The following is a 21546-nucleotide window of genomic DNA, read 5'->3' as shown; positions in this document are numbered from 1 at the left end:
GAGCGTCTTCGCGATGTGCTCTCGCCTGGAACTGTCAACCCGGAACATCGGGCGGGACGCTTCCCAAAACGTGAACCCTGTTTCCGAAAAGCCCGAACAGGGCGAGAACGACTTCCCGGGCAGTACCGCCCGGGAAGTCGTTCTCCAGCAGGGTGCGGTTCCAGAGCGTCTGGCGCCAGCGCTCGATCTTGCCCTGGGTCCGGGGATGAGCGAGTGCTCTATTGCAGGCAGAGCGCCGACAGGCGATCGGCCGGAAGCTTGACGGCACGCCCGTCCTCGATAGCGATGACGCCTTCCAGTGGCCCCTTCGGGCAGTCGATGCCGTCGAGCAGCAGCATGAAGCCGAACCGCTTGCCCTTCAGATCGGGCCTTTCGAATATCGTCGCCATGTCCGGCCGTACGCGGCGGGTGCCGACGATCCCGAGGATGTTGCCGTTCTGGCGGATCGCGAAATGCGCGACGAGATCCGGCGCGGCGAGATCGATGGCGTAGCCGCGGATCACCCAGGTGCCCTTGGGCAGGCGCTCGACCTGATCCACATCCGCCCGGACAGCCTCTGCCTCCGACTGCGTCGGTGCCATCAGGATGCGGCGAGCCTGTTCCAGCTGGGTCTCGGCCTGGCGCGTCTCGCGTCCGGTGACGAAGGCGATCGCCAGGAAGGCGGCGATGAAGGCGAGAGCAGCCGCCCGCAGCCGCGCCGGGCGCTCAGCATCGATCGCGCGCTTCAGCCGGCGATACAGTGCGACGTCGAGCGGGCCGAGCAGCAGGGCGACGCCGATCGAGCCTACCAGCCAAGAGACCCACACGAGGGGCGTCGGCGCGGCAGCGCCGAGCAGCGCACCGAGGATCGTGATCACCGGCACATGGCAGAGATAGAGCGCGTAGCTTGCATCGCCCAGCCGCGCACCCGCGCGGCCGAGCCAGCCCCGGCCTCCGAGCGCCGGCGCACAGATCAGCCCGGCAACGAGAAAGCTTGCGGAGACCCCGATAAGCAGCCGGAAATGCGCCTCCTGCGACAGGATGCTCGCTACCGCGAGTGGCAGGGCGAGGCACGCGAGCAGCGGATGCAGCCAACCACGCGTCCGCGCCTCGGAGGCCAGGTATCCAAGCAGGAACGGGAACGTCACGACGCTGAGCGGGATCGTGCTCAGGATGGGCATGCCCTCGACGTGCTCCCCTCCGCCCAGGCTGTAGGCAAAGCAGAGAAGGCCGAGCCAGGCGATGACGATGCGCGTCCGGAGCGCGGCGAGCCCGACGAAGCCGAGCAGGCCGAGGCCGATGTAATAGGACATCTCGTAGAGCAGCGTCCATTCGACGCCGAGGAAATAGCCGCGCGGCCCGGAGGGCGCGAGCGAGAGGGAAATCAGGTTGATGCCGCGCGGCGCGCCGAGCAGCAGCAGGGCCAGGGCGAAGAGCCCGACCATGAGCAGCATCAGCGGATAGATCCGTGCGACGCGGCTCATGACGAAGCGCGCCGGATCGTCCCGTCGCAGGACCTCGGCGATCAGGTATCCGGAGATCGCGAAGAAGATCGCGACACCGAATGCTCCGAAGAAGCCGGAGAATATCGACAGAAAGCGATCGTCTCCCCGGTAGGCCGACAGGTATTCGGAGCAGTGGTAGAGCACCACGAAGAGGGCGGCGAGGCCTCTCAGATAGTGCAGATAGAGGTTGCGCCGGTCGACCTTGCTCGCGGCAGCCCCGGCGATCGTATCCGGAGCCCTGGCTGGTTCCAGAGGATTGCCATAGCGGTCAGCCAGATCGGTCAAAATGCCGCTCCCCCGACGCGGCCACCTTCTGCGAGCGGCTCGATCCCATCATTTCCTGTCTAACGGGAATCCGGCATCTCTGGAAAGTCTCATTTTTACTTTCCAAGATCAATCAAGACCCAACTCCACTGAAAAGCCGCCTTCGAAGGGCGAAAGTCGGGACGAGGAGCGCGAGCCAGCGGCGATCACCGATGCGATCGACCGTTACCAGGAAGCCGGATCTGAAGGCGCCGCGTGGCGGGCAAGGCCGCCGCCCTCCTGCCAAAAGGAGCGCCAAGCATCCCCGGAGCCGAATAGGCTATGTCTTCAGCAGCTCATAGATTTCGGTCTCATCGGCGCTCTCGCGCAGCCCCTTGAACGATGCGTGGCGCAGCTTGCCATCATCTGTCCAGGCACGGAATTCGATCTCTGCGACCAGCTCTGGCTTGACCCAGCGATAAGCCTTACTTCGACCTGTCATGTTGACCGCGGGCTTTTCAGTAATGATCCGATCCATCTGTTTCCGCAGCGCTATCGCGCTCGCATCGGTGAAACCAGTGCCGGCACTTCCGACATAGACGAGCTGGCTGCCCTCCCGAGCGGCAACCAGAATGCGACCGACACCGCCCAACGCCTCGGTGGAGGCCTCATAGCCAATGATGATGAAGCTCTCGGACTGGACGCACTTGATCTTGAGCCATTCCCCACCTCGCCCGGATCGGTAGGGGGCGGATCGGCGCTTCGCAATAATGCCCTCCAGCCCCATCTCGCAGGCCATCCGCAAGAATGCCGGCCCATCCGCGTTGATGTCCTCGCTCAGGTGGATGGAATTGTGCGGGGAGTCTCCCAGGATGTCCTCGAGAATGCCTCTTCGCTCCTCGCAGCCGAGCGCGCGGACATCATGGCCGTTCAGATAGAGCAGGTCGAACGCATAGAAGATCGCCTGGGTAACGATCCGCGTCCCGCCGAAACCGCCTAAAGCCTTCTGCAATGCTCCGAAGTCCGGGGCGCCGCGTTCGTCGACGACGACTGCCTCCCCATCCAGAATTGCGCTGTCGACACCAAGTTCGAGGGCGTCGTGCGCAATGACGGGAAAGCGTGACGTCCAGTCATGCCCACCGCGTGTGATGATCCGAACCCGCTCGCCAGGCTCAATGTGGAGAGCGACGCGATAACCATCCCATTTGATCTCATAAGACCAATCACGGCCGTTCGGCGCCTTGCTGCTCAATAAGGCGAGGCATGGCTCGACGCGCTGCGGCATTGGATCGGTAAAGAGACGCTCTAACTTCCGCCGCCGGGTGAGCGGCCCCTGAAGCGTATGCCCGCCCAGCCCGGCCCTGAGAACTCGCCGCGCACACATGGACGCAACTCCGCAACGAACGAGTAGAAAACGAGCGACGGATCGAATCGTTCCACCATGGAACCGCGCCTCGATCGACCCGGTAAAATCCCTCACCAGGGTGTTGCGTGAGATGCGAAATGCCCAGCTATCGGCGCAATTTCCGAACTGCGCAGGCGAAATCGTCCTACCATTCGCCCAACAAAAAAGCCCCGCCAGCCAGAGCTGACGGGGCCATGGGGGCGTGCGCCGACGCTAGAAGCTGACCCTGAGCTGCGCCGATCCACCGATGCGGCTTCTGTTGGACGCAAGTTCGCCGTCGAGGTTGAGGCCAAGCGTGACGCGCTCGCTGAGCCTGGCGCTGATGCCGGCGGCAAGCAGCGCGCTGTTGCGGTCAGCTTTGGCGCCGGTGGCCGTGAAGGCCGCACCGGGGAGACCGACGAAGCTTGCGGTCAGCTCAGCATCGCGCTGGAAGTAATGCGCCCAGGCCGCCCGGACATAGCCGGTGACGGGAACCCCGGCGAAGACGCTGTCAGCGTCGAGTTGCACGCCGAGTTCGCTGCGCGAGGTCGTCTCGCTACGCGTGGCCAGGGCGAGCGCGCCGGCGCTGGCACCGGCCCAGTTCGCCTCCGTTACGGCCGGATTGTGTGTCCGCGTCGCCTGGACCGCGGCAAGCGGCGAGAAGCTCAATCCGTTCCAGGCGAACGCCGCCACGCTCGCCTGCAGGCGTCCGCTCCAGGCCGTGGTCTCGTAGGATGAGGACAGGCTCGAGCCCAGCGCCGGGATGCCGCGGCTGACGTCGTTGTCGAGCCGGGCATAGCCTGCTGCGGCACCAAGCTTCACCGGGCCGAGCTGCGTCACTCCGTAGAGGCCGGCCTGGAACACGTCGGCGTCGATCTTGCCGAGCAAACCTGGCAGTGAGGCACGCGCCTTGCCGCCTGCCATCGCAAGGCCGGCGACCGTGCCCGGCATCAGCCGCACGTCGATGCCGGTAGCGAGATGGGCGTCGTCGATCGTGCGCCGGGCCGACCCGACCGCAGCGTTTCCATCGGTGCGGCCATAGGAGCCGAAGGCCGAGCCCCAGACCGAATAGTTGGGCGCATCGAGCCGCGCCGGCGCGGGCGGCTGATCGGTGCCCTTGCGCACCAGCCCGGAGAAGGCGGCCGCCCCCGGCCCAGCCGCGCCGGTGCCAAGCCGGCCTGCCGCCATTGGATCGAGCATGGCGCGCAGGAACTGATCGGCCGCAGCATTCGCCATCGCCGGCGCGGCGGTGTGGATCTCGCCGGAGAGCTGGTTGACCGCGGCGGGGATCGCCGCCGCCGGCAGGTTGTAGATGCCGAACAGCGATGACGGGTTGCCCCCGGCCGCGACCGCCCCGTCGATCGCCGACGCCACCGCATAGGCGTTGGACGGTGCGACGACGCCGAGGCGGGGCGCGCCGGGTGTGGGTGTCGTCGGGCCCACGACGATCGGGGCCAGCGGCTTCGGGGTCAGGGTGAGCTGCACGTCGGTCGCGGTGTAGTTCACCGCCGTGGTGACGCCATCGCCGAAGGAGCCGTTGGTCTCGACCGGGTTGAAGGTGCCGCTACGCCCGCTCTGGGCCGAGAGCAGCGTGTACGGGCTGTTGAAGCTGTAGGCGCCGCCGAGCGGAATGATCTTGAGCGTGCCGGCGAGCGCGGCCGTGCCGGTGACGTTGACCCGGTCCGAGACCGCGCCCTGCACCTCGGCCTCGTAGACAGAGCCTGAGCCGAGCGTCAGGTTGCCATTGACTGTCATCGTGCCCGGCGAGTTGCCCGGGGCCAGCGTGCCGGTGATCACAACGCCGGGAACCTGGCCGGTGCCGCTGAGACGGGCACCCGGCGCAATTGTGAGGCCGGACGAGGAAGCGATCGAGCCGTTGACAACAAGAGTGCCGCCGGTGATCGACGTTTCGCCAGTGTAAGTATGGTTCCCCGTCAAAGTCAGGACACCCGGCCCTGCCTGCTCGACGCGCCCGCTGCCGGAAATGATGCCGGCATATGAAACGCTGTTCGAGCGGTTATAGACCAGCGCGCCGTTATTGTTGATCGCACCGACATATGAACCTGTGCCGCCGAGCCAGCCCGAAGTGCCGCCGTTGCCAAGCTGAAGCGTGGTGCCCGCATCAATGGTGACAGGAGCCCGCGAACTGCTCGTTCCAGTCAGGATCAACCGGCCACCGCCGGCAACGGAAATCGCGCTCGTGTTCGGCCCYGTCACAACCCCGGCATAGATAGAGTCGTTCGAGCGATTGAAAATGAGCGTGCCGTAATTGGTGATATCGCTCGTAATCGAACCGGAAGCTCCACCGTCGCCGATGCGGAGCGTTGCGCCAGCGGAAATGCCCGCACCTCCGGTAAAGTCGCTGGCACCCGTGAGGGTTTGCGTTCCGCCGGTAATCTGGAGACCACCGGCGCCATGGATCGTGCCGGCGAAAGTTCCGGAGGCGCTATTCACGATCACGCCGGCTGCGCCGAGTTGAACCTCGCCACTCGACGCGCCCGTCAAAGCCTTGATCTGAGCGGAGGCCGCCGCGGTAACGTCGAACGTGCCATTCACCTCGACGCCACTGGAGGTGTTTATGCGCCCCTGGCCGGAGAGGGCGAATGTGCTGCCCGACGCGATGGTCGTGGCACCGGTATAGGTGTTCATGCCGGTCAGCGTCAGGACGCCCGGCCCCGTCAAGCCCACAGCCCCCGCACCCACGATCACGTTTGAAACCGTGACGTCCGTGGCCTGGGAGAAGGTCACGGAACCAGCCTGGACGGCAATGTTTCCGGAGAGCCCGGATGTCGCGTTCGACAGCGTGAGAGTGTTCGTTCCGCCGGTAAAGCGTAGCGCGTCAAGGCTGCCGCTTCCTGAACCAGCGGAAATTGTGCCGGAGTTCACGATTGTGAGGTTTTGCCCGCTGATCCCCACGCCCGCGGCACCTTGAGGTCCGTTGCCGGTGCCGCCGCTGCCGCCGGCGATCGAACCCGAATTCTCAATAGTTGCTCCCGTCGTCGTGTTGACCACAATGCCTGAGCCGCCCGTGCCGCCGGTGCCGTCGTCGAGACTAGCTTGATAACCGCTTCCCGCGCCGACGCCCCCATTGCCGCCCGTACCGCCATTGATCGAGCCGCTGTTGACGATCGAGGTGCCGTCGAGCACGGCGCCGGCGCCGCCGCCGCCGCCGCCGCCGCCGCCGGCCCAATTTCCGGTGCCGGCTGCGTTGCCGCCATTGCCACCTCTGCCGCCGGTGATTGTCGATGTGTTGGTCAGTGTCGAAGCCACAGTGGCGCCACGCCCACCGCCACCGCCACCGCCGCCTGCGCCGACCAAGCCAGAGCTGCGGCCACCGCCGCCGCCGCTATCCGGGCCGCCGCCAGTGCCGGTCCCGGAACCGGTTGGCCCGGTTGCGCCACCAGCCGGGCCGCCGCCGGCGCCGCCGCCGCTATTGACGCCACCCACACCGCCGGAGCCGCCGACAAAACTCCCATCGCCAGCTAGGCCGCCGGTGCCACCAGAACCGCCCGTGCCGCCAACGGCATTTCCGCCGTCGCCACCGTTCGCGCCGGTAAACTGGGCGTTGGCCGCGCTGCTACTCGCAAGCGTTACGGCTAGGATTGAGGCACTTCCCAACAGCACGGAAGCGGCTGCGCTCAAGGCGATAGCGCGGGTTTGACGAGGCGCAGGCATGGAATCGGTCTCGAATCGGTAAAGGCAACGGACCGGCAATGATTGCTTTTTGGGCAGTCCGCGACCACCCGAAATCGCCCATTAATGAAATGCCGCAATGGCCGTTGCTCGTTTCCCACACTCGTGCCGCGCCCCTCAGTCGGATCGCGCCGATGCTGATTTCCAGATCGGCATCTTCGAAGAGATGGTGGCGGAGATACGCCAGACGACGCCGAGCGTCGTGCAGGAAAGCTGCTCTAGTGTGCAACGCCTGCGGGAACCTGTGCTGCAGCCGATGCGGACGTGACTGCTGACCGGATGAAGAGTGCTGGCCGGAGGAGCGCGGCTTCGACGACGCTTGCGACGATTTCGGCCTCGGGGGCTGCTGCCAACAGCCGGCGCCGGCTTGTCTGCGAGGCGGCCGAAGCCGTCGTTCCGCGCTCAGACCAAGTTCGCCCGCATGATCTGCACGACTGTTCCGCCCCCGTGCGCCCCGGCAGCAAGCAGGCGCGCAGCAGCAGTCGCGATCACCCCGCGATACAGATGGAATCGGTCCAGGCAATCCCGGCCTGTCTCGATCGCATCCGGCTCAAGCTCGTTCAAAGTCGCGTATCCGATCTGGCAGGTCGCCCGCTCGCGGCCATCCACCATGCAAAACCGAACGCTCTGCCTCCAATGTTGGAGATCAGGTTCGGTGTGCTCATCAAAAATGAAAGCCATGGCTGTTTGCCCCGTGAATTCGAGGGCGAGGAAAGTCTCTATGGCAAGCGCTGCCGACAGAACGCCGCGCGGAACGCTCAAAATGTTCAATGCCGGCAGAACGGCAGAGTTCCATTGCGCGACAGGATTGTTGGGGAGGGCCGCCATGTCCGATCGGCGAGACCACGACTTCAGTGACATCGGCGACTGCTGCCCGAGGCGCTGGATGCCAAAGCCTCGGCCAGCACGCTAAGTAGGGCATGACGATGCCCAATGAGCCGATCTTCCGGACAAACGGAAGCGGAGCAACGAAGAAGGGCGGGAAGCCGCAGCCGCCCTCCCCGCACGCCTGCGATTGCGGACGCGCGCCTCCCTTTCACCGTTCGCGGAAGATGCGCGTCGCGTGATCCATGAACGGCTTGATCAGGTAGGACAGCGCCGTGCGTTCCTCGGTTGAGATGAAGACCTCGACGGGCATGCCGGGCAGCAGGCGGCGGTCGCCGAGGGACATGGCGGCCTCCTCGATCTGGACCTCGCCGATATAGAAGCTCTGCCCGCTCACGGGATCCTTCGTCGTCGCCGGCGAGAGGTGCGTGAGCTTGCCGGCGACCTCCGGCGTGGTGTTGCGGCTGAAGGCCGAGAAGCGCATTCGCGCGGTCTGTCCGACGTGAACCTGGTCGACATCGTTCGGCCCGATACGGACTTCGACCATCAGGCGCGAATCCTTCGGGACGACTGTGGCAAGCCGCGCCGCCGGGGTGATCACGCCCCCGACGGTGAAGATCATCAACTCGTTGACCGTACCCGCGATCGGCGCCCGGATCTCCATCCGGGCCAGCCTATCCTCGTTGGCGACACGGCGGTCGTTCAACTCGGAAATCCTGGCCTCGACCTGGCGCAACTCGCGCTGGGCCTCGGTCCTGGCGGTCTCGTCGATCGCGATGATCTGCAGGCGCGCATCGCTGATGCGCAGCTTGGCGCGGGCGAGCGTCGCGTCGATCTCGCCGCGCTCACCCAGCAGCCGGGCCCATTCGCGATTGATGTTGAAGACCTTGACGCCGTCGATGATGCCCTTTTCGAAGAGTTTCAGGTATTTGTGGCGCTCGAGATCGACGAGACGTATTTCTTCGATCTTGGCGACCTGACGCGCTTCCAGCCCGCGGATCTCCTCGCCCGACTGGACGATCGATATCTCCAGCTGCTCCTTGCGGCTGTCGCGGTTGGCCTTGTTGCCGGCGAACAGCCGGCTTTCACCCTCGAGGATATGGCCGACTTCGTCCGAGAGCTTCGCGATCTCAGACGGATAGGTGACGCTCGCCAGGTTATCGCGCTCGGCGACGAGCCTGGCCTTGCGGCCGAGATTCTCCGCGAGCTGCGAGCGGATGATTGAGAGTTCGGCCCGGATCTGGACGTCGTCGAGGCGGAAGAGAACCTGCCCTTCCTCGACATGGTCGCCCTGGCGGACTGCTATCGACTGGACGATGCCGCCATCGCGATGCTGCACCTCCTTGAGGTTCTGGTCGATCTTGACCGCCCCCTGCGTGACGACGGCGCCGTTCAGCGCTGCGTTCGCGGCCCATCCGCCACAGCCGACCACCAGCAGCAGGGCGAACGCCGAGCCGGCGACGACATGGCCGCGCAGCCCGAAGCTCAGGCGGCTGTCCCGCTTCTTGTTCGTGGCCTTCGCGAAGCCGGCCGTGAAATCGTGATTATGGGCGTTCATCGGCATTTTCTCCTCGCCGGCCGTTCGGTGCGGCCGGTTCTTGCCTCAGACGTAGTAGAGCTTGTGGTTGCCATAGATCTCGATCGAGAAGTCCTTCGCATCCTCCTGCTCGACATAGACGTCGACATAGGTGCGCTCGTCCTCGCCGATCTTCTCGATGCGGAAGCGGAAGGGGCGATTGTCGCTGTCGTCGCCGTAAGCCTGACCGAAGCCGTCGTCGTTCTCCCGGCGATCCCTGTCGTCATCGTCATCATCGTCGTCGCGGCGCGAGCGGAGCTGATACTGCTTGATGACGATGCGGTCCCCGGCCTCGAGATCGAGGATCTGGTGGACGAGATCCTGCGTCCGTTCGGCATCGTCGTCTCGCGTGAAGACGAAGCGGTCGTCGCCTTCGCCGCCCTTCAGCGTGACGGCCTTCTCTCCGACGATCAGGCAATCGTCGCCGCGGCCGCCGAGGATGGTTTCGAAGTCGATCACCGTATCCTCGCCGATCTCGACGCCGACGGCCTTGCCGCGCTTCAGATCGACCGTGACGCCCTGCCTGGTGGCGGAGAGATCGAGCGTGTCCTGCCCCTCTCCACCGTCGTAGCAGTCGGCGTCGGCGTCCGCTGTAGCGACGATCCAGTCGTCACCCGCCCCACCCTCCACCCGGTCGGAGCCCGCACCGCCGTCGAGAACGTCATCGCCGCCGCCGCCGGCGATGGTATCGGTGCCCTCTCCGCCGAAAACGCGGTCGTTGCCACCGCCGGCCGAGACCCAATCGTCGCCGGGACCGGCATCGACGAGGTCGTTGCCATCGCCGAGGGTCACGCGGTCGTTGCCGCTGCCGGCGAGCACGATGTTGTTGCCGTCACCGGCCGTGACGGTGTCGTCGCCGTCGCCGGCATCGACAATGTTGTCGCCGGAGCCGCCGTCGACCATATCGTCGCCGTCGCCGCCATCGATGATGTCGTCGCCCTCGCCCCCCGTGATAACGTCATTGCCCGCGCCGCCATAGATCGTGTCGTGGCCGTCGCCGCCATGCAGGCTGTCATTGCCGGCGCCGCCATGGATGATGTCGTTGCCCGCGCCGCCGAAGACGATGTCCTCGCCGGCTCCCGCCTCGATCTGATCGTCCCCGGCGCCACCGACGATGTGATCGTTGCCGGCTCCGGTCACCACGATGTCGTTTCCGCCGCGCGCGTCGACGATGTCATTGCCGGCTAGGCCTGTGATCCGGTCTCCGCATTCGCTGCCGAGCAGCCGGTCGTCGCCGGGGGTGCCAACGATCTCCTGATATTCGAGCACGCGCAGCGTCGCCGTCTGGCGCACATAATCCTCACCATCGCTGATCCAGTAGGACAGCGTGACCGTGCCGTACCAGCCCGCCTGCGGCTTGAACGTCCAGCCACCCTCGATGACGGTAAGCTGGCCATAGGAGGCCTTGAGCCCAACGACGGAGAGCGGGTCGGCATCGGCGTCGGTCGCGCCCATGAGCAGGGCAAGGCTGGCAATCATCAAGGTCTGGCAACCGCCGATATCGGCCAACTGGACCGGGCCTGAGACGCGCGGGGCGCGATTGCGCGCCTCCCCCGGCGGGTCGCCGCCATCATCGTCCTCGTCCGCCCCCCCGCCGCCAGCGTTCGAGCCTGGACCCGGACCACGGGTGTCCGGGCCGGGGTCGACGCTGTGATCCGTTTCAGCCTGCCGCGCCGAAGTGCCGCCACCCCGCGCCCCGGAGCCGCCACCATCGATGGCACTCAGGGTGAAACTGCGCCAGCCATTGTCGTTGTTCGCCATGAAGCCGACGCCGAACTCGAGGATCGGCGAGGGATAGCGCGGCAGCGGCAGCTGGCTGTAATCGATCAGCCGCGAGTCGATGTTGAGGAAGTCCGGCAGGCCCGGTACGGTGAGGCCAAGCCCACCCGAGCCTATCGCCTCGGCATCGGCCGGCTCCTTGCCCAGCGAACCAGTCTCGTCGACCTCCTCGCCCGAGGCCGGCGACGGTTCCTCGCCTTCGGCCAGGGACGGCTTGCGCGGGGCTTCCGCCGGCTGGACATTTTCCTTCGTGGCGGGGGGCGCCGCCGCGTCAGTTTTCGCCTGGCCGGGGAACAGGCTCTTGAGATAGATCGCGACCGCGGTGATGGCGAGCGCGAGCACGCCGGGCCAGCGCGGCGCGGGCGCGGATTCGGCCTGCGCCTTGCGATAGATCTGTGCCGCGTCGGGAGCCTGAGGCTCCGTCGCCTTCTTGGTCTTGATCGTGATCATGCCGGCACCCGGCCGTGAAGGGCCCCCGGATGCTCGCCGAACCCGACCGCTCGCGGCATGGAAACGGCGCGCTCGCTGCCAGCCTGGGCCGGCGCCGGAGCGCTGGCCGCAGCACGCGGCTGGGTCGGGGCGAGCACCTTGTCGCGCGGGCCGAAGGCGACGAGCTTGCCGGCCTGGATCAGCCCGACATCGTCCACGGCTTGGAGCGCGCTCGGGCGATGGGCGACGATGACGACGATGCCGCCGCGCGCCTTAACCTGCTCGATCGCGGCCGTCAGCGCCGCCTCGCCCTCGCCGTCGAGGTTGGAATTGGGTTCGTCCATGACGACAAGGAAGGGATTGCCGTAGAGCGCACGGGCGAGGCCGATGCGCTGGCGCTGGCCAGCCGACAGGGCAGAGCCCTGCGGGCCGAGTTGGGTCTTGTAGCCCTGGGGCAGCCGCAGGATCATCTCGTGAATGCCTGCGGCCATCGCCGCCGCGACGACCTCGGCCGGATCGGCGTTCTCGGCCAGGCGCGAGATGTTCTCCTCGACGGTGGCATCGAGGAGCGCGACCTCCTGCGGCAGGTAGCCGAGATGGCGGCCGAGCGTTTCCTCCGGCCATTGCTCGAGCTCGGCGCCGTCGAGGCGCACCGCGCCGCGCAGGATCGGCCAGATGCCGGTGATCGCCCGGACCAACGTGGTCTTGCCTCCACCGCTCGGCCCAATGATGCCCACAGCCCTGCCGGCCTGGATATCGAAGCTCGCCTCGCTCAGGAGCACCTGGCCGCTGCCGGGTGCCGCCACCGTGATCTTGTCGACCTTCAGCGCATGGCGCGGCGCCGGCAGTTCCATCGGCTCGACGGCCTTGCTCAGCGCCGTCATGGTCTCGCGCAGGCGCTGGAAAGCCATGCGGGCGGCGACGAAAGGCTTCCAGTTGGCGATCGCCTGATCGACCGGCGCGAGCGCCCGGGCGGAGGCGACGGAAGCCGCGATGATCGCACCGGCGGAGAGCTCGCCCTTGATCGTCAGGTAGGCGCCGAGCCCCAGGGTCGCCGATTGCAGGACCATGCGCAGCACGCGCGAGATCGCGCCGAAGGTGCCGCCGAGATCGCTGGAGCGGGTCTGGAGCAGCAGGTGCTCGCGGTTGACCTCGTCGAAGCGCTCGACAGCGCGCGGCGCGAAGCCCATCGCCTTGAGAACCTCGGCATTGCGGGCGTTGCTGTCGGCGATGGCACCGCGCGCGACCGCCGCTTGCCGGGTCTCGTTGTTGATGCGGCGGGTCATCACCTCGCTGAGCAGCGTCAGCAGAGTCAGCACGAGGGCGCCAGCCAGCGTCAGTCCGCCCAGCCAGGGGTGCAGGAAGTAGACGAAGGCCAGATAGAGCGGGATCCAGGGTAGGTCGAACAGCGCGCCGGGCCCCTGCCCGCCCAGGAAACTGCGGACCGTGTCGACGTCGCGGCCCCGCTCCATCGCCTCGGCTGTCGAGAAGCCGAAGCGCGGCATGTCGATGGTGACGCGATGCGCAATCGGCGCGATCTCCTTGTCGAAGCGCGCACCGACACGCACCAGCACCTGCGAGCGGATGACGTCGAAGCAGCCCTGGAAGAGGTAGAGGCCGATGGCGAGCGCCGAGAGCGCCGCCAGCGTCTGGAGGCTGCCGCTGGTGAGCGCCCGGTCGTAGACCTGCATCATGTAGAAGGAGCCGGTCAGCGCCAGCACGTTGATGAGGCCGGAGACGGCAAAGAGAAAGAGCGCGATGCTGCGCAGCCCGCGCGTCAGCCGGGCGGCGTCGCGCTTGCGAGCGGAGGAGAGCGTCTTGGACGGTGCCATTCTGGCCCCCGAGAACAATGAGTGAAAGAGAAGGATCGGGCGGGCGGCCCCCCGGTCCGCCCGCCCGCCGCCGGTTCGATCAGACGATGAAGCTGTTGGCGGTCAGGTTGTGACTGCCCTTCAGGTTGATCTGGAACTCGGCATCGGTCGCCGCATCGACGTTGCCCTTGACGATGGTGTACTGGCCATCCGCCCGGGTCTCGTAGGTGACCGTGAGCTGGCCCGAGGCGGTGAAGCTTGCGCCATTGACCAGAGTGAAGCTCTGGTTGCCGGCCTGGCTCGCATCCGCGTCGATCGCGCTGAGGTCGAGACGATCACCGGGCTGGAAGTCGAGGATGGTGTCGCCATCCGCGCCCGTCGTGCTGAGGAAGCGGAAGGTGTCGTTGCCGGTGCCGCCCTCCATCACGTTCACCGCTTCGCTGGCGGTGATCGTGTCGTTGCCCGAGCCGGTCGCGACGTTCTCTATGCTCCACAGCGTGTCGGTGCCGCTCTGGCTGCTGACCGCGCTGCCGCGTCCGTTGAGGCCATTGCCGAGATCGACGGTGAGGTTCGCCGTGATCGCCGAGAGATCGAGCGTGTCGATGCCGCTGCCGCCGTCGGTGTTGTCGCCGAAATAGGTGTCGTCACCGTCGCCGGCCGCGCCGACGATGAGATCGTCCCCATCGCCCGCAACCACCGTGTCGTTGCCGGCACCGGCATCGATCAGATCGTCGCCTGCCCCGCCGAAGATCCGGTCGTTGCCGGCCTCGCCGTAGAGCATGTCGGCTCCTCCGCCGCCGAAGACCTGGTCGTCGCCTGCCCCGGCAAAGACCACGTCGCGGCCGTCTCCGGCATCGATGAAGTCCGCCCCGTCTCCGGCCGAGATCGCATCGGCGCCGGCATTGCCGATCAGGGTGTCGTCGCCGGCGAGGCCGACGATGTTGTCGGCGCCCGCCGTGCCGATCAGGACATCCGCCGCCGCCGTGCCGGTGCGCAACGCGCCGCCGGTCGTGGGATTGGGCGCCGGCGTGCCCGGACCATCGTCATCGTCGTCGCAGCCACAGGACGGATCGTCGTCATCGTCCCCGCCACCGTCGGGCGTATCGTCATCGTCCTCGTGATCGTCGTCGTCATCATCATCGTCGTCGCCGGCGATGCGAACATGCTGAACGCCGTCGCTGGAGAAGGTCACCGCGTGGTTCGGCCCTTCCAGGGTGATGGTGCCGTCGCCGTTATCGATGACGTCGTAGTCGTCGATGCTCGAGCCTTCCGGCAGCTCGACGACATCCTGAGGGCGCATTGTGCCGACGATGGTGTCCCGTCCGCCATTGCTGCGGAAGACGATCCGGTGGGCCGAGGTGAGGCTGGAAATGTCGACGACATCGTCCCCGGCCGAGCCCTCGATGGTGATCGTCGAGTAATTCAGGCTCGTGCTGTCGAAATTGCCGATGACCTGGATCGTGTCGGCTCCGCTGCTGCCGGCATCCGGCCCGCCGTTGCCGTTGTTGGCGGTCACGTTCAGCGAGCCGACGGAGATCTCCTCGATGTCATCGAGTTCCGCGACGACGCTTTCGACGCCGTTGACGGTCCGGGTGATGACGATCTCCGTCGAGGCGAGGAATGTGGTGTTCAGTGTTGCCGCGAGACCGGAATTCTGACCGGCGGTGACGGCATAGATGCGGAACAGCTCCGCGCCCTGGACGCCGGTCAGCACATAGGTATCGGTGCCGGCGCCGCCATCGATGATGTCGCGGCCCTGATTGCTGGTCTGGTTGATCGTATCGTTGCCGCCGCCGGCGAAGATGATGTCGTTGCCGGCACCACCGTTGAGCGTGTTGGCCGCGTTGTCGCCGACGAGGATATCGTTTCCATCGCCGCCGTTGATGGTGTTGTCGTCACGCACGACCGTAACGCTGGCCGTATCGGTGCCGGTGCCGCGGTAGGTGAAGGACCCGCCGTTGTTACCATTGCCGTTGCCGGTATCGGTGATCGTCACGCCGTTTGTGCCGAGTGTAGCGGTCAGGCTGTTGGTCGCCGTGATCGCCGCGATCGCCATCGGGCTGTCGGGATCGACGTCATTGGCCAGCAGCGCCCAGTTCGGGATCGTGAACGGGTTGCCGTTGGTCCAGCTCGTCACGATGCGGTCGTTGTTGGCGATCATCGGGTCGTCCACCGCGACGACATTGATCGTCGCCGTCGCCGCCTGGCTGTCGCGGATGCCGTCATTGACCGTGACTTCGATTGTCCGCGGCGTGGTGCCCGGATTGTCGGAGCTGCTGGAGAAACGGACGGCGTCGAGCGCCCGCTGATAGTCCGCAGCACTCGCCTGGCCGGTCAGCAGGAGGACGATCTCGCCGTTGACGACCGTCTGCGCCACGGCGATGGCGGCGGGGCGGCCGTTGGCGGTCGTCGCCGAAAGCGTGTCGCCGGCGGCCATGTTCTTCAGGACGACGCGGGCCGACGCGATCGTGTTGCTTCCGGAAATGCCGGAGAGGCTGGAAATGCCAACCGCGGCCTGGTTTTCGGTGAACGTACCGGTCCAGGCCGTCGATCCGTCATTGGACGGCGTGGTGTACAGCACGTTCACATTGTCGATCAGGACGGACTCGTTGTTGTTGTTTACCCCGCTGAAGACGAAACGGACCGCCGAACTGGCCGAGAACGGGCCGGTCAAGATCAGGTTGGCCGTGCCGCCGCCGGAGGCGCCGTCGATCGTTTGTACCGTGGTGAAGTTGGTGCCATCGGCTGAGAACTGCACCAGCAGGTTCTCGCCGTTGTCGAGGCCGCTTTCGTCGTAGCTGAAGCTCAGCGTCGCGGTGCCCGCACCGACCATGGACAGATCGACCGTTCGGGTGATGGAAGCCCCCGGCGTCGTCGAGCCCTGGCCCGTATCCTGCCGGAATTCAAGCTGGCCTCCGCTGATCCGGATCTCGCCGGTGGTCGCGGCGTTCGTCGCGCGGTCTCCGGTCTCGGTCCAGGCCGTCGCCCATGTCGCCGTTCCGTTCGAGTTCGCATAGTTCGCGGAACCGAAGGTGTCGCGGTAGTTCGCGCTGTCATAGGCGTGGAGGTCTACCGTCAGACCGCGAAGATCGAGCACGCGGTCAGCGAACTGGATGCGTTCGATGTTGAACAGCCGGTCGGTGCCCTCGGATTCGAGATTGCGGCCGGTCGCGGCATCGATCACGCCCACTGTCGGATTGACGTGGGCGACCGTGACGCTGCCGTCGGCGTTATAGGTGACCTCGTAGTTCTCGAAATTGTCGTAGTAGACCGCGGTATCGACGTCGCCTTCCCTGCCGCCGTCGAGGATCTCGCGGATGACCTGCAGCTGTCGCGGCTTGATCTCGCCGGAGAACAGGCGGGTCTGGATCTGCGCGATCGAGTCGATGCTGAAGGCGGACCAGCTCTGGCCGCGCGTTTCATCGGGCGAGACCAGGATGCGGACATTCAGCCACTTGTCGCCGTCGATGATGTCGTTGCCGCCCATGCCGCGAATCGTGTCCGAACCGCCGCCGCCGAGGATGATGTCCGAACCATCGGACGTATCCATGACGGCGATCTCCCTCGCCCCTGCGGGATCGATCGGGTTGCCGTCCGCGCCCAGATTGTGCGGATTGTAGATTGTGAAGCGCTGGAGGTGGGCGACGAGCTCGCGCAGCCCCTCGATCCGGTCGACATTCTTCTCGAGCAAGGCGTTCGAGAAGCTTTCGATCGGCGCGTCAGGATCGACCTGCGTGGCGTTGCCATTGGGGTCGTACCCGCCGATCACCACGTCGCGCCCGGTCAGCTTGTCGTTGCGGTCCCAGCCCGAAAGCCCCTCGACCAGATCGTAGCGGTCGCGCAGGATGTTGTTCTGCTGGTTGACGAAGATGCTGATGTTCATGTTCGCATCAGCGTCGTAGTTATTGTTCTTGAACGTCGTCCAGTCGAAGCCGGCCATGCCGTTCGAGCGGTTGACGCCGATGCCCTGCACCATGATGTCGTCGCCGGATTCCGCGTCGAAATCGGTGTCGTTCTCGCCGGCGATCATCACGTCGTGGCCGATGATGCGCGAGTTGAAGAACAGCTGGGAATTGTCGCCGGTCAGGGTCGTCATGTTGCCCTGAGCCTCCATCCAGTCGTCGCCCTCGTTGCCGAGGATCGCGCCGCCGCCGCCCGTCGGCGCCCGGATGAAGTCGTTGCCCTGGCCTCCGGACAGGGTCTTCTGATCCTCGCCGCCGGTCAGCACGTCATTGCCGTCGCCACCGAAGATAAGGTCGAGGCCCATGCCGCCGTTGATGACGTCGTCGCCGCCCTCGCCCTTGATCACATCGCTGGCGCCGATATCGGTGCCGCTGTCGGTGATGATGTCGTCGCCGTCGCCGCCATGCAGGTGGTCGACGCCGAAGCCGCCCTCGATGCGGTCATCGCCGCCCTCGCCCCAGATGGTGTCGTCACCCGTGCCGCCGATCAGGGTTTCGCCGGCATTCGTGCCGCCGAGCACGACATGCTGATCACCCGTGAAGCGCAGATAGTTAGTGCCGCGGACGACCAGGGATTCCGTGCCGGTGACGGCGGAGATGACGTCTGCCTCGCGTGTCGGATCCGCATTGCCGATGCCATGGTTCCACTGCTTGGACTGATCCATGGTGATGATGTAGTCGGCCGTCTGGAACGCGGCGCCGTTGATATGCAGGCCGCTGTCCTCGGTGTCCGTATTGCGGCGGATCAGATCCGCAAAGCTGTCGGCCTCCAGCTGATTGAGCAGGTTCAGGCCCTGCGTGCGGCTGAGATAGTAGAACCGGTCGCCGTTCTGCAGGTTCTGGATCTGGAGTTCGAAGACAAAAGTAAAGGTCGAGCCGAGCATGCCGCCGAAGGGCATCAGTTGTTCGGCGAGGCCGCCGATCCAGAAGTCGACCTTGTTGAGGCCTGTTTCGCGGGTTGCCCAGCTGCCGGTGGCGTTGAGGTAGTCAAGGCGGGCCTGCCGTTCCCCGGATGTCTCGCCGGAGACGCCGAAGACCAGGTCCCAGGCGGCATCGCGCTTCGCCTCGGCTGTCGTCGCACCGGTGATCGTCTCGTGGGTGCCGTAGGCCGCGATGAAATTGACGATCGAGAGCGGGTTCTTGATGTGCTGGGCGAAATCAGCCCAGCTCGCATAGGGCTTGAGATAGCTGTCGTTGGTCTGTTCGAAGATCTGGCGCCGCGCCTCGTTGAGCGAGGGGATGCCGGTTTCCCGGGCGCGGGTCATGTTCACTGCGGCAAGGTCGAGCGGCAGGCCGACGAGATTGTTGCGCAGCGCGCTGGTCAGGAACTCGTCGATCTCGTTGCCGGCCTGCTGGGACATACCGCGCAGGATTGCGCCCGAGGCAGCGTGGGCGTCGACGCCTGCATTGTCGAAGGCAAGAGGGTTGAGGAACGCCTGGATCAGGCCAAGCTCCGACGGGGCCGCCGCCCCCTGGGCGTTGAGCCCGAGCATCTCGACGTTCTCGTTCAGCATCGAGTGGCCGAAGCGGTAGACGACCTGCGCAAACTCCTCGAAGATCCGGCTGTCGACCTCGACGGAGTGCGAGAAGACGAAAGCGTCGATCTGCGGCGCAACGGCGCGCACGAACTCCTCGAAGACAAGGTGCTGGTAGACCATCTCGGTCGAGAAGCGCGCCGCCTGGAAGAGACGCTCGCCATCCCAGACGAGCGCGCTTGCGTCGGTCGGGAACGTCGTGACGTCGACCAGCAGCCATTCGTTGATCAGCGCGAGATCGCCTTCGGCCAGCAGCGTCTCCTTGATCGCGTTGACCTGCCGGTTGTGCTCGCTGTGAAAGACCGTATGCGTCGCCGTCAGCGCGATGTTCTCGTTGCCACGACCGTCTCCGACGACGAAATGGGCGTTCAGCAGCTCATCATCATAAGTAAGATTGAAGCCGAACACGTTGGGAAGGATCGGATTTCCGGCGACGCCATCGGCGTCGGGCAACACCTCGACCGGCGCGGTTGCGGGATTGCGGTCGTGATCGATCGGCGCGCTCGGCACGGCATTGTGGGCGATGTCGTTGAGGAATGCGCGGCCCGCGCCCAGGCTGTTCAGCCCATCCAGCGGCTGCTGGAGGTTGCCTTCGACGGGGCCGGACGCAGTGACCATCAGCGGCAAGCCGTTGGCGCCGCGAACGAACTCGCCGTAGAGGTCCGTCACGAGCAGCGGCACGCTGTGAACGTTGAGGTCTTTCAGCTCGATGCCCAGCATGTTCCGGGCCTGAGCCTTGATGTCGGCCCAGGTCGGCGGTCCGCCGGTCGCGCTCGCCAGCATCTCGCCAGTCGCCATCGGCTTGCCGTTGACCATGACATATTCGCGCAGGAACACCTGGTGCGACGGGTTGGAGGTGTAGACCTGGTTGAGGTCGATCCACGGCGTCGTCTCGTTGCGGTGGTCGCGAATGTCGTCGGCCGTGCCGAGCTGTCCATCCGGCCCCGGATCGTTGGTGGCGCGGGTCAGCACCATGAAGTTGGTCGCGCTTCCCGGGACATAGAGCGGATCGTCCGGCTGCAGCGGGATGATGACGTTTCCGCTTCCGCCCTTCGAGGTGAGGTCGAGGCCGTGATCGAAGAACTGGCCGAAAATCGTCATGAAGCCGTTGAAGGAGGCGGTGTCGCCGAGATCGGCCGCGATGTTCTTGATGAAGACGTTGTCGCCATCCATCGTCACGCCATGCGAGGTGACTTCGTCGAGCACCGCCTGTTCCGCAGACGCCGCAGCAGCAGCGGCAGCCGCCGTCGCGGCAGCGCCCGTCGGGATCGCGTCGCGAGCCGCCACCGCATCCGCCAGCGCTTCGGTCGCCTGCGCGAGCTCGCCGTTCGCAGCAGTAAGGGTCGCGTTGGCAGCAGCGAGATCGCCCGCAGCCTCATCGGCCTCCGCCTGCGCCGCCCCCACCGCGTCGGACAACGCCTGCTGCTGTGAAACCGCGGTCTGCAGCGTCGCGACGTTAGCCGCATGCTGCGCCTGGGCTGAGTTGAGGGCGGCCATCGCGTCCTCGTGGCCCTCGACAGCGAGGGCATGCGCGATTTGCGCATCTTCCCGCACGTCTGCCGCCGCCGCAAAGGCTGCGGCATTGGCGGGGGTCGGGTTGGCCTGGAATGCGCTGAGCGCAGCGGATTCCGCTGCCTGCGCCAGGCCGAGCTCGGCAAACGCCGTGTTCTTGGCAATCTCGGCCTCGGCGGCTGCAGCCGCCGCGGTCTGGCTGGCGACCAGCGAAGTGGCCGCAGCCTGCTGCGCAGCGGCAAGGACGGGCGCGTGCGCATTCCGCGCCGCAATGGCCGAGGCCAGGGCCGCGGCGGCGGCGCTGGCGGCGCTCGCGGCGTTGGCCTGCTGCGCCGTGACGGTATCGACCGCAGCCTGCGCTGCATTCCGGGCGGCCTGCGCGTTCGCGACGACGACCTCAGCGGCGGCAACCGCGGTGCCAGCCGCTGCTACAGCGCCGGCAACAGCCGCCTGCGCTGCACGAGCGACAGCCTGCAGTTGCATGACCTGGCCGACGATCGCGAGGGCGCCAGCGCCGGTGATGCCGACGGACGACAGCGCTGCCGCAAGTGCCGCCGGATTGTTCAACGACTGGTCGGCGACGATATTGGAGATCAGGCGGGGCTGGCTGTCGTAGACCGAGCCTGTCGGGTCCGCATAGCTCGTCGGCGCTCCGGTGCGCGGATTGATTTCCGCGGGCGCGTAGTTCGGCGTCAGCAGCCGGACCATCACCTGATCCGACGAGCCGAAATGCGTCATGTTCGGCTGGAAGTTGTTGAAGGACCCATCGACCGTGCGTAGGCCATAGGGAAGCAGCGGGCTCGAGACGAGTTGCTCCAGCGCGACGCGCGGATCGACGCCGGCGTTGATTGCGGCGGTATGCGCCTCGGCGATCTTGATCTGCTTCAGGATGAATTCGAGATCCTGCGTGTCGAGTTTCATGGCGTCCTCGCTCAGCGCGCCAGCGCTTCCTGGTTCCGTGCCCCACGGTCCGCCGAGCATTTCGGGCGCCTTACCAAAAGGAAGCGACACCCATGATCTGAGGATCAACCCGACAAAGCGCGAATTAACGTTTCGTTAACTCGCATGATCGTGTCGTCTCATCTGCCGCGAAAGAGCGGAAAGTCGTACGGTTTTCGAAGACTTTAGTACGCGGCAGGAATCGACTTCTGGACCTGCTGTCTCTGCCCTCAAGACCAGCAGCGAAACTAGACCTTGGTCCAGTTTCCTACCCGCGCGATACTTTAGTCATGCGCAAGAATTATCAGAATATAATGTGCTACCTTGGCGGCGATGATATCGATCCGAGCGGCCGACCCCGCGGCCACACGAGT

9 protein-coding genes are annotated in these 21546 nt (G+C 65.9%); 1 reads left to right on the top strand and 8 read right to left on the bottom strand.

The annotated features are described in order from the left end of the window. Window positions 1–218: 218 nt before the first annotated feature. The 3 genes from AC1DNE_RS12740 to AC1DNE_RS12730 form a co-directional block, all read right to left on the bottom strand. On the bottom strand, window positions 219–1769 hold the full coding sequence (locus AC1DNE_RS12740) for an acyltransferase family protein (RefSeq protein ID WP_476841080.1): 1551 nt from the start codon (window positions 1767–1769) through the stop codon (window positions 219–221). Between the two features lie 298 nt (window positions 1770–2067). Next, window positions 2068–3111 carry a non-homologous end-joining DNA ligase gene (gene ligD / locus AC1DNE_RS12735; RefSeq protein ID WP_441470326.1) on the bottom strand — a complete coding sequence of 348 codons (1044 nt, stop codon included), beginning with the start codon at window positions 3109–3111 and terminating at the stop codon, window positions 2068–2070. A 234-nt stretch (window positions 3112–3345) separates the two neighbouring features. After that, window positions 3346–6786 (bottom strand): autotransporter outer membrane beta-barrel domain-containing protein, encoded by a 3441-nt coding sequence (locus AC1DNE_RS12730; protein WP_476766005.1) that lies wholly within the window; start codon window positions 6784–6786, stop codon window positions 3346–3348. Between the two features lie 97 nt (window positions 6787–6883). Between AC1DNE_RS12730 and AC1DNE_RS12725 the strand changes: the two genes are divergently transcribed. Then, on the top strand, window positions 6884–7072 hold the full coding sequence (locus AC1DNE_RS12725; RefSeq protein ID WP_441470328.1) for a hypothetical protein: 189 nt from the start codon (window positions 6884–6886) through the stop codon (window positions 7070–7072). A gap of 134 nt (window positions 7073–7206) precedes the next feature. On the opposite strand, the gene AC1DNE_RS12720 is transcribed toward AC1DNE_RS12725, so the two are convergent. The 5 genes from AC1DNE_RS12720 to AC1DNE_RS12700 form a co-directional block, all read right to left on the bottom strand. Further along, window positions 7207–7632, bottom strand: a complete 426-nt coding sequence (locus AC1DNE_RS12720) for a DUF1488 family protein (protein WP_476766004.1) — start codon at window positions 7630–7632, stop codon at window positions 7207–7209. Window positions 7633–7840: 208 nt separating this feature from the next. Next, the gene (locus AC1DNE_RS12715) at window positions 7841–9187 is read right to left on the bottom strand and encodes an HlyD family type I secretion periplasmic adaptor subunit (protein ID WP_476841079.1); all 1347 of its coding nucleotides are present in this window, start codon (window positions 9185–9187) and stop codon (window positions 7841–7843) included. 45 nt (window positions 9188–9232) lie between these two features. Next, window positions 9233–11434: a calcium-binding protein gene (locus AC1DNE_RS12710; protein WP_476766002.1), complete on the bottom strand. Its 2202-nt coding sequence runs from the start codon at window positions 11432–11434 to the stop codon at window positions 9233–9235. Next, window positions 11431–13245, bottom strand: coding sequence for a type I secretion system permease/ATPase (locus tag AC1DNE_RS12705; protein ID WP_476766001.1), 1815 nt, complete (start codon window positions 13243–13245; stop codon window positions 11431–11433). Before AC1DNE_RS12705 ends, AC1DNE_RS12710 begins: the two co-directional genes overlap by 4 nt. Before the next feature lie 79 nt (window positions 13246–13324). After that, on the bottom strand, window positions 13325–21154 hold the full coding sequence (locus tag AC1DNE_RS12700) for a peroxidase family protein (protein ID WP_476766000.1): 7830 nt from the start codon (window positions 21152–21154) through the stop codon (window positions 13325–13327). Between the last annotated feature and the right edge of the window lie 392 nt (window positions 21155–21546).

The sequence above is a fragment of the Allobosea sp. 05L423 genome (assembly GCF_056397745.1).
The sequence above is the reverse complement of the archived record's forward strand: the minus strand, read 5'-3'. Positions and strand labels throughout refer to the sequence as shown.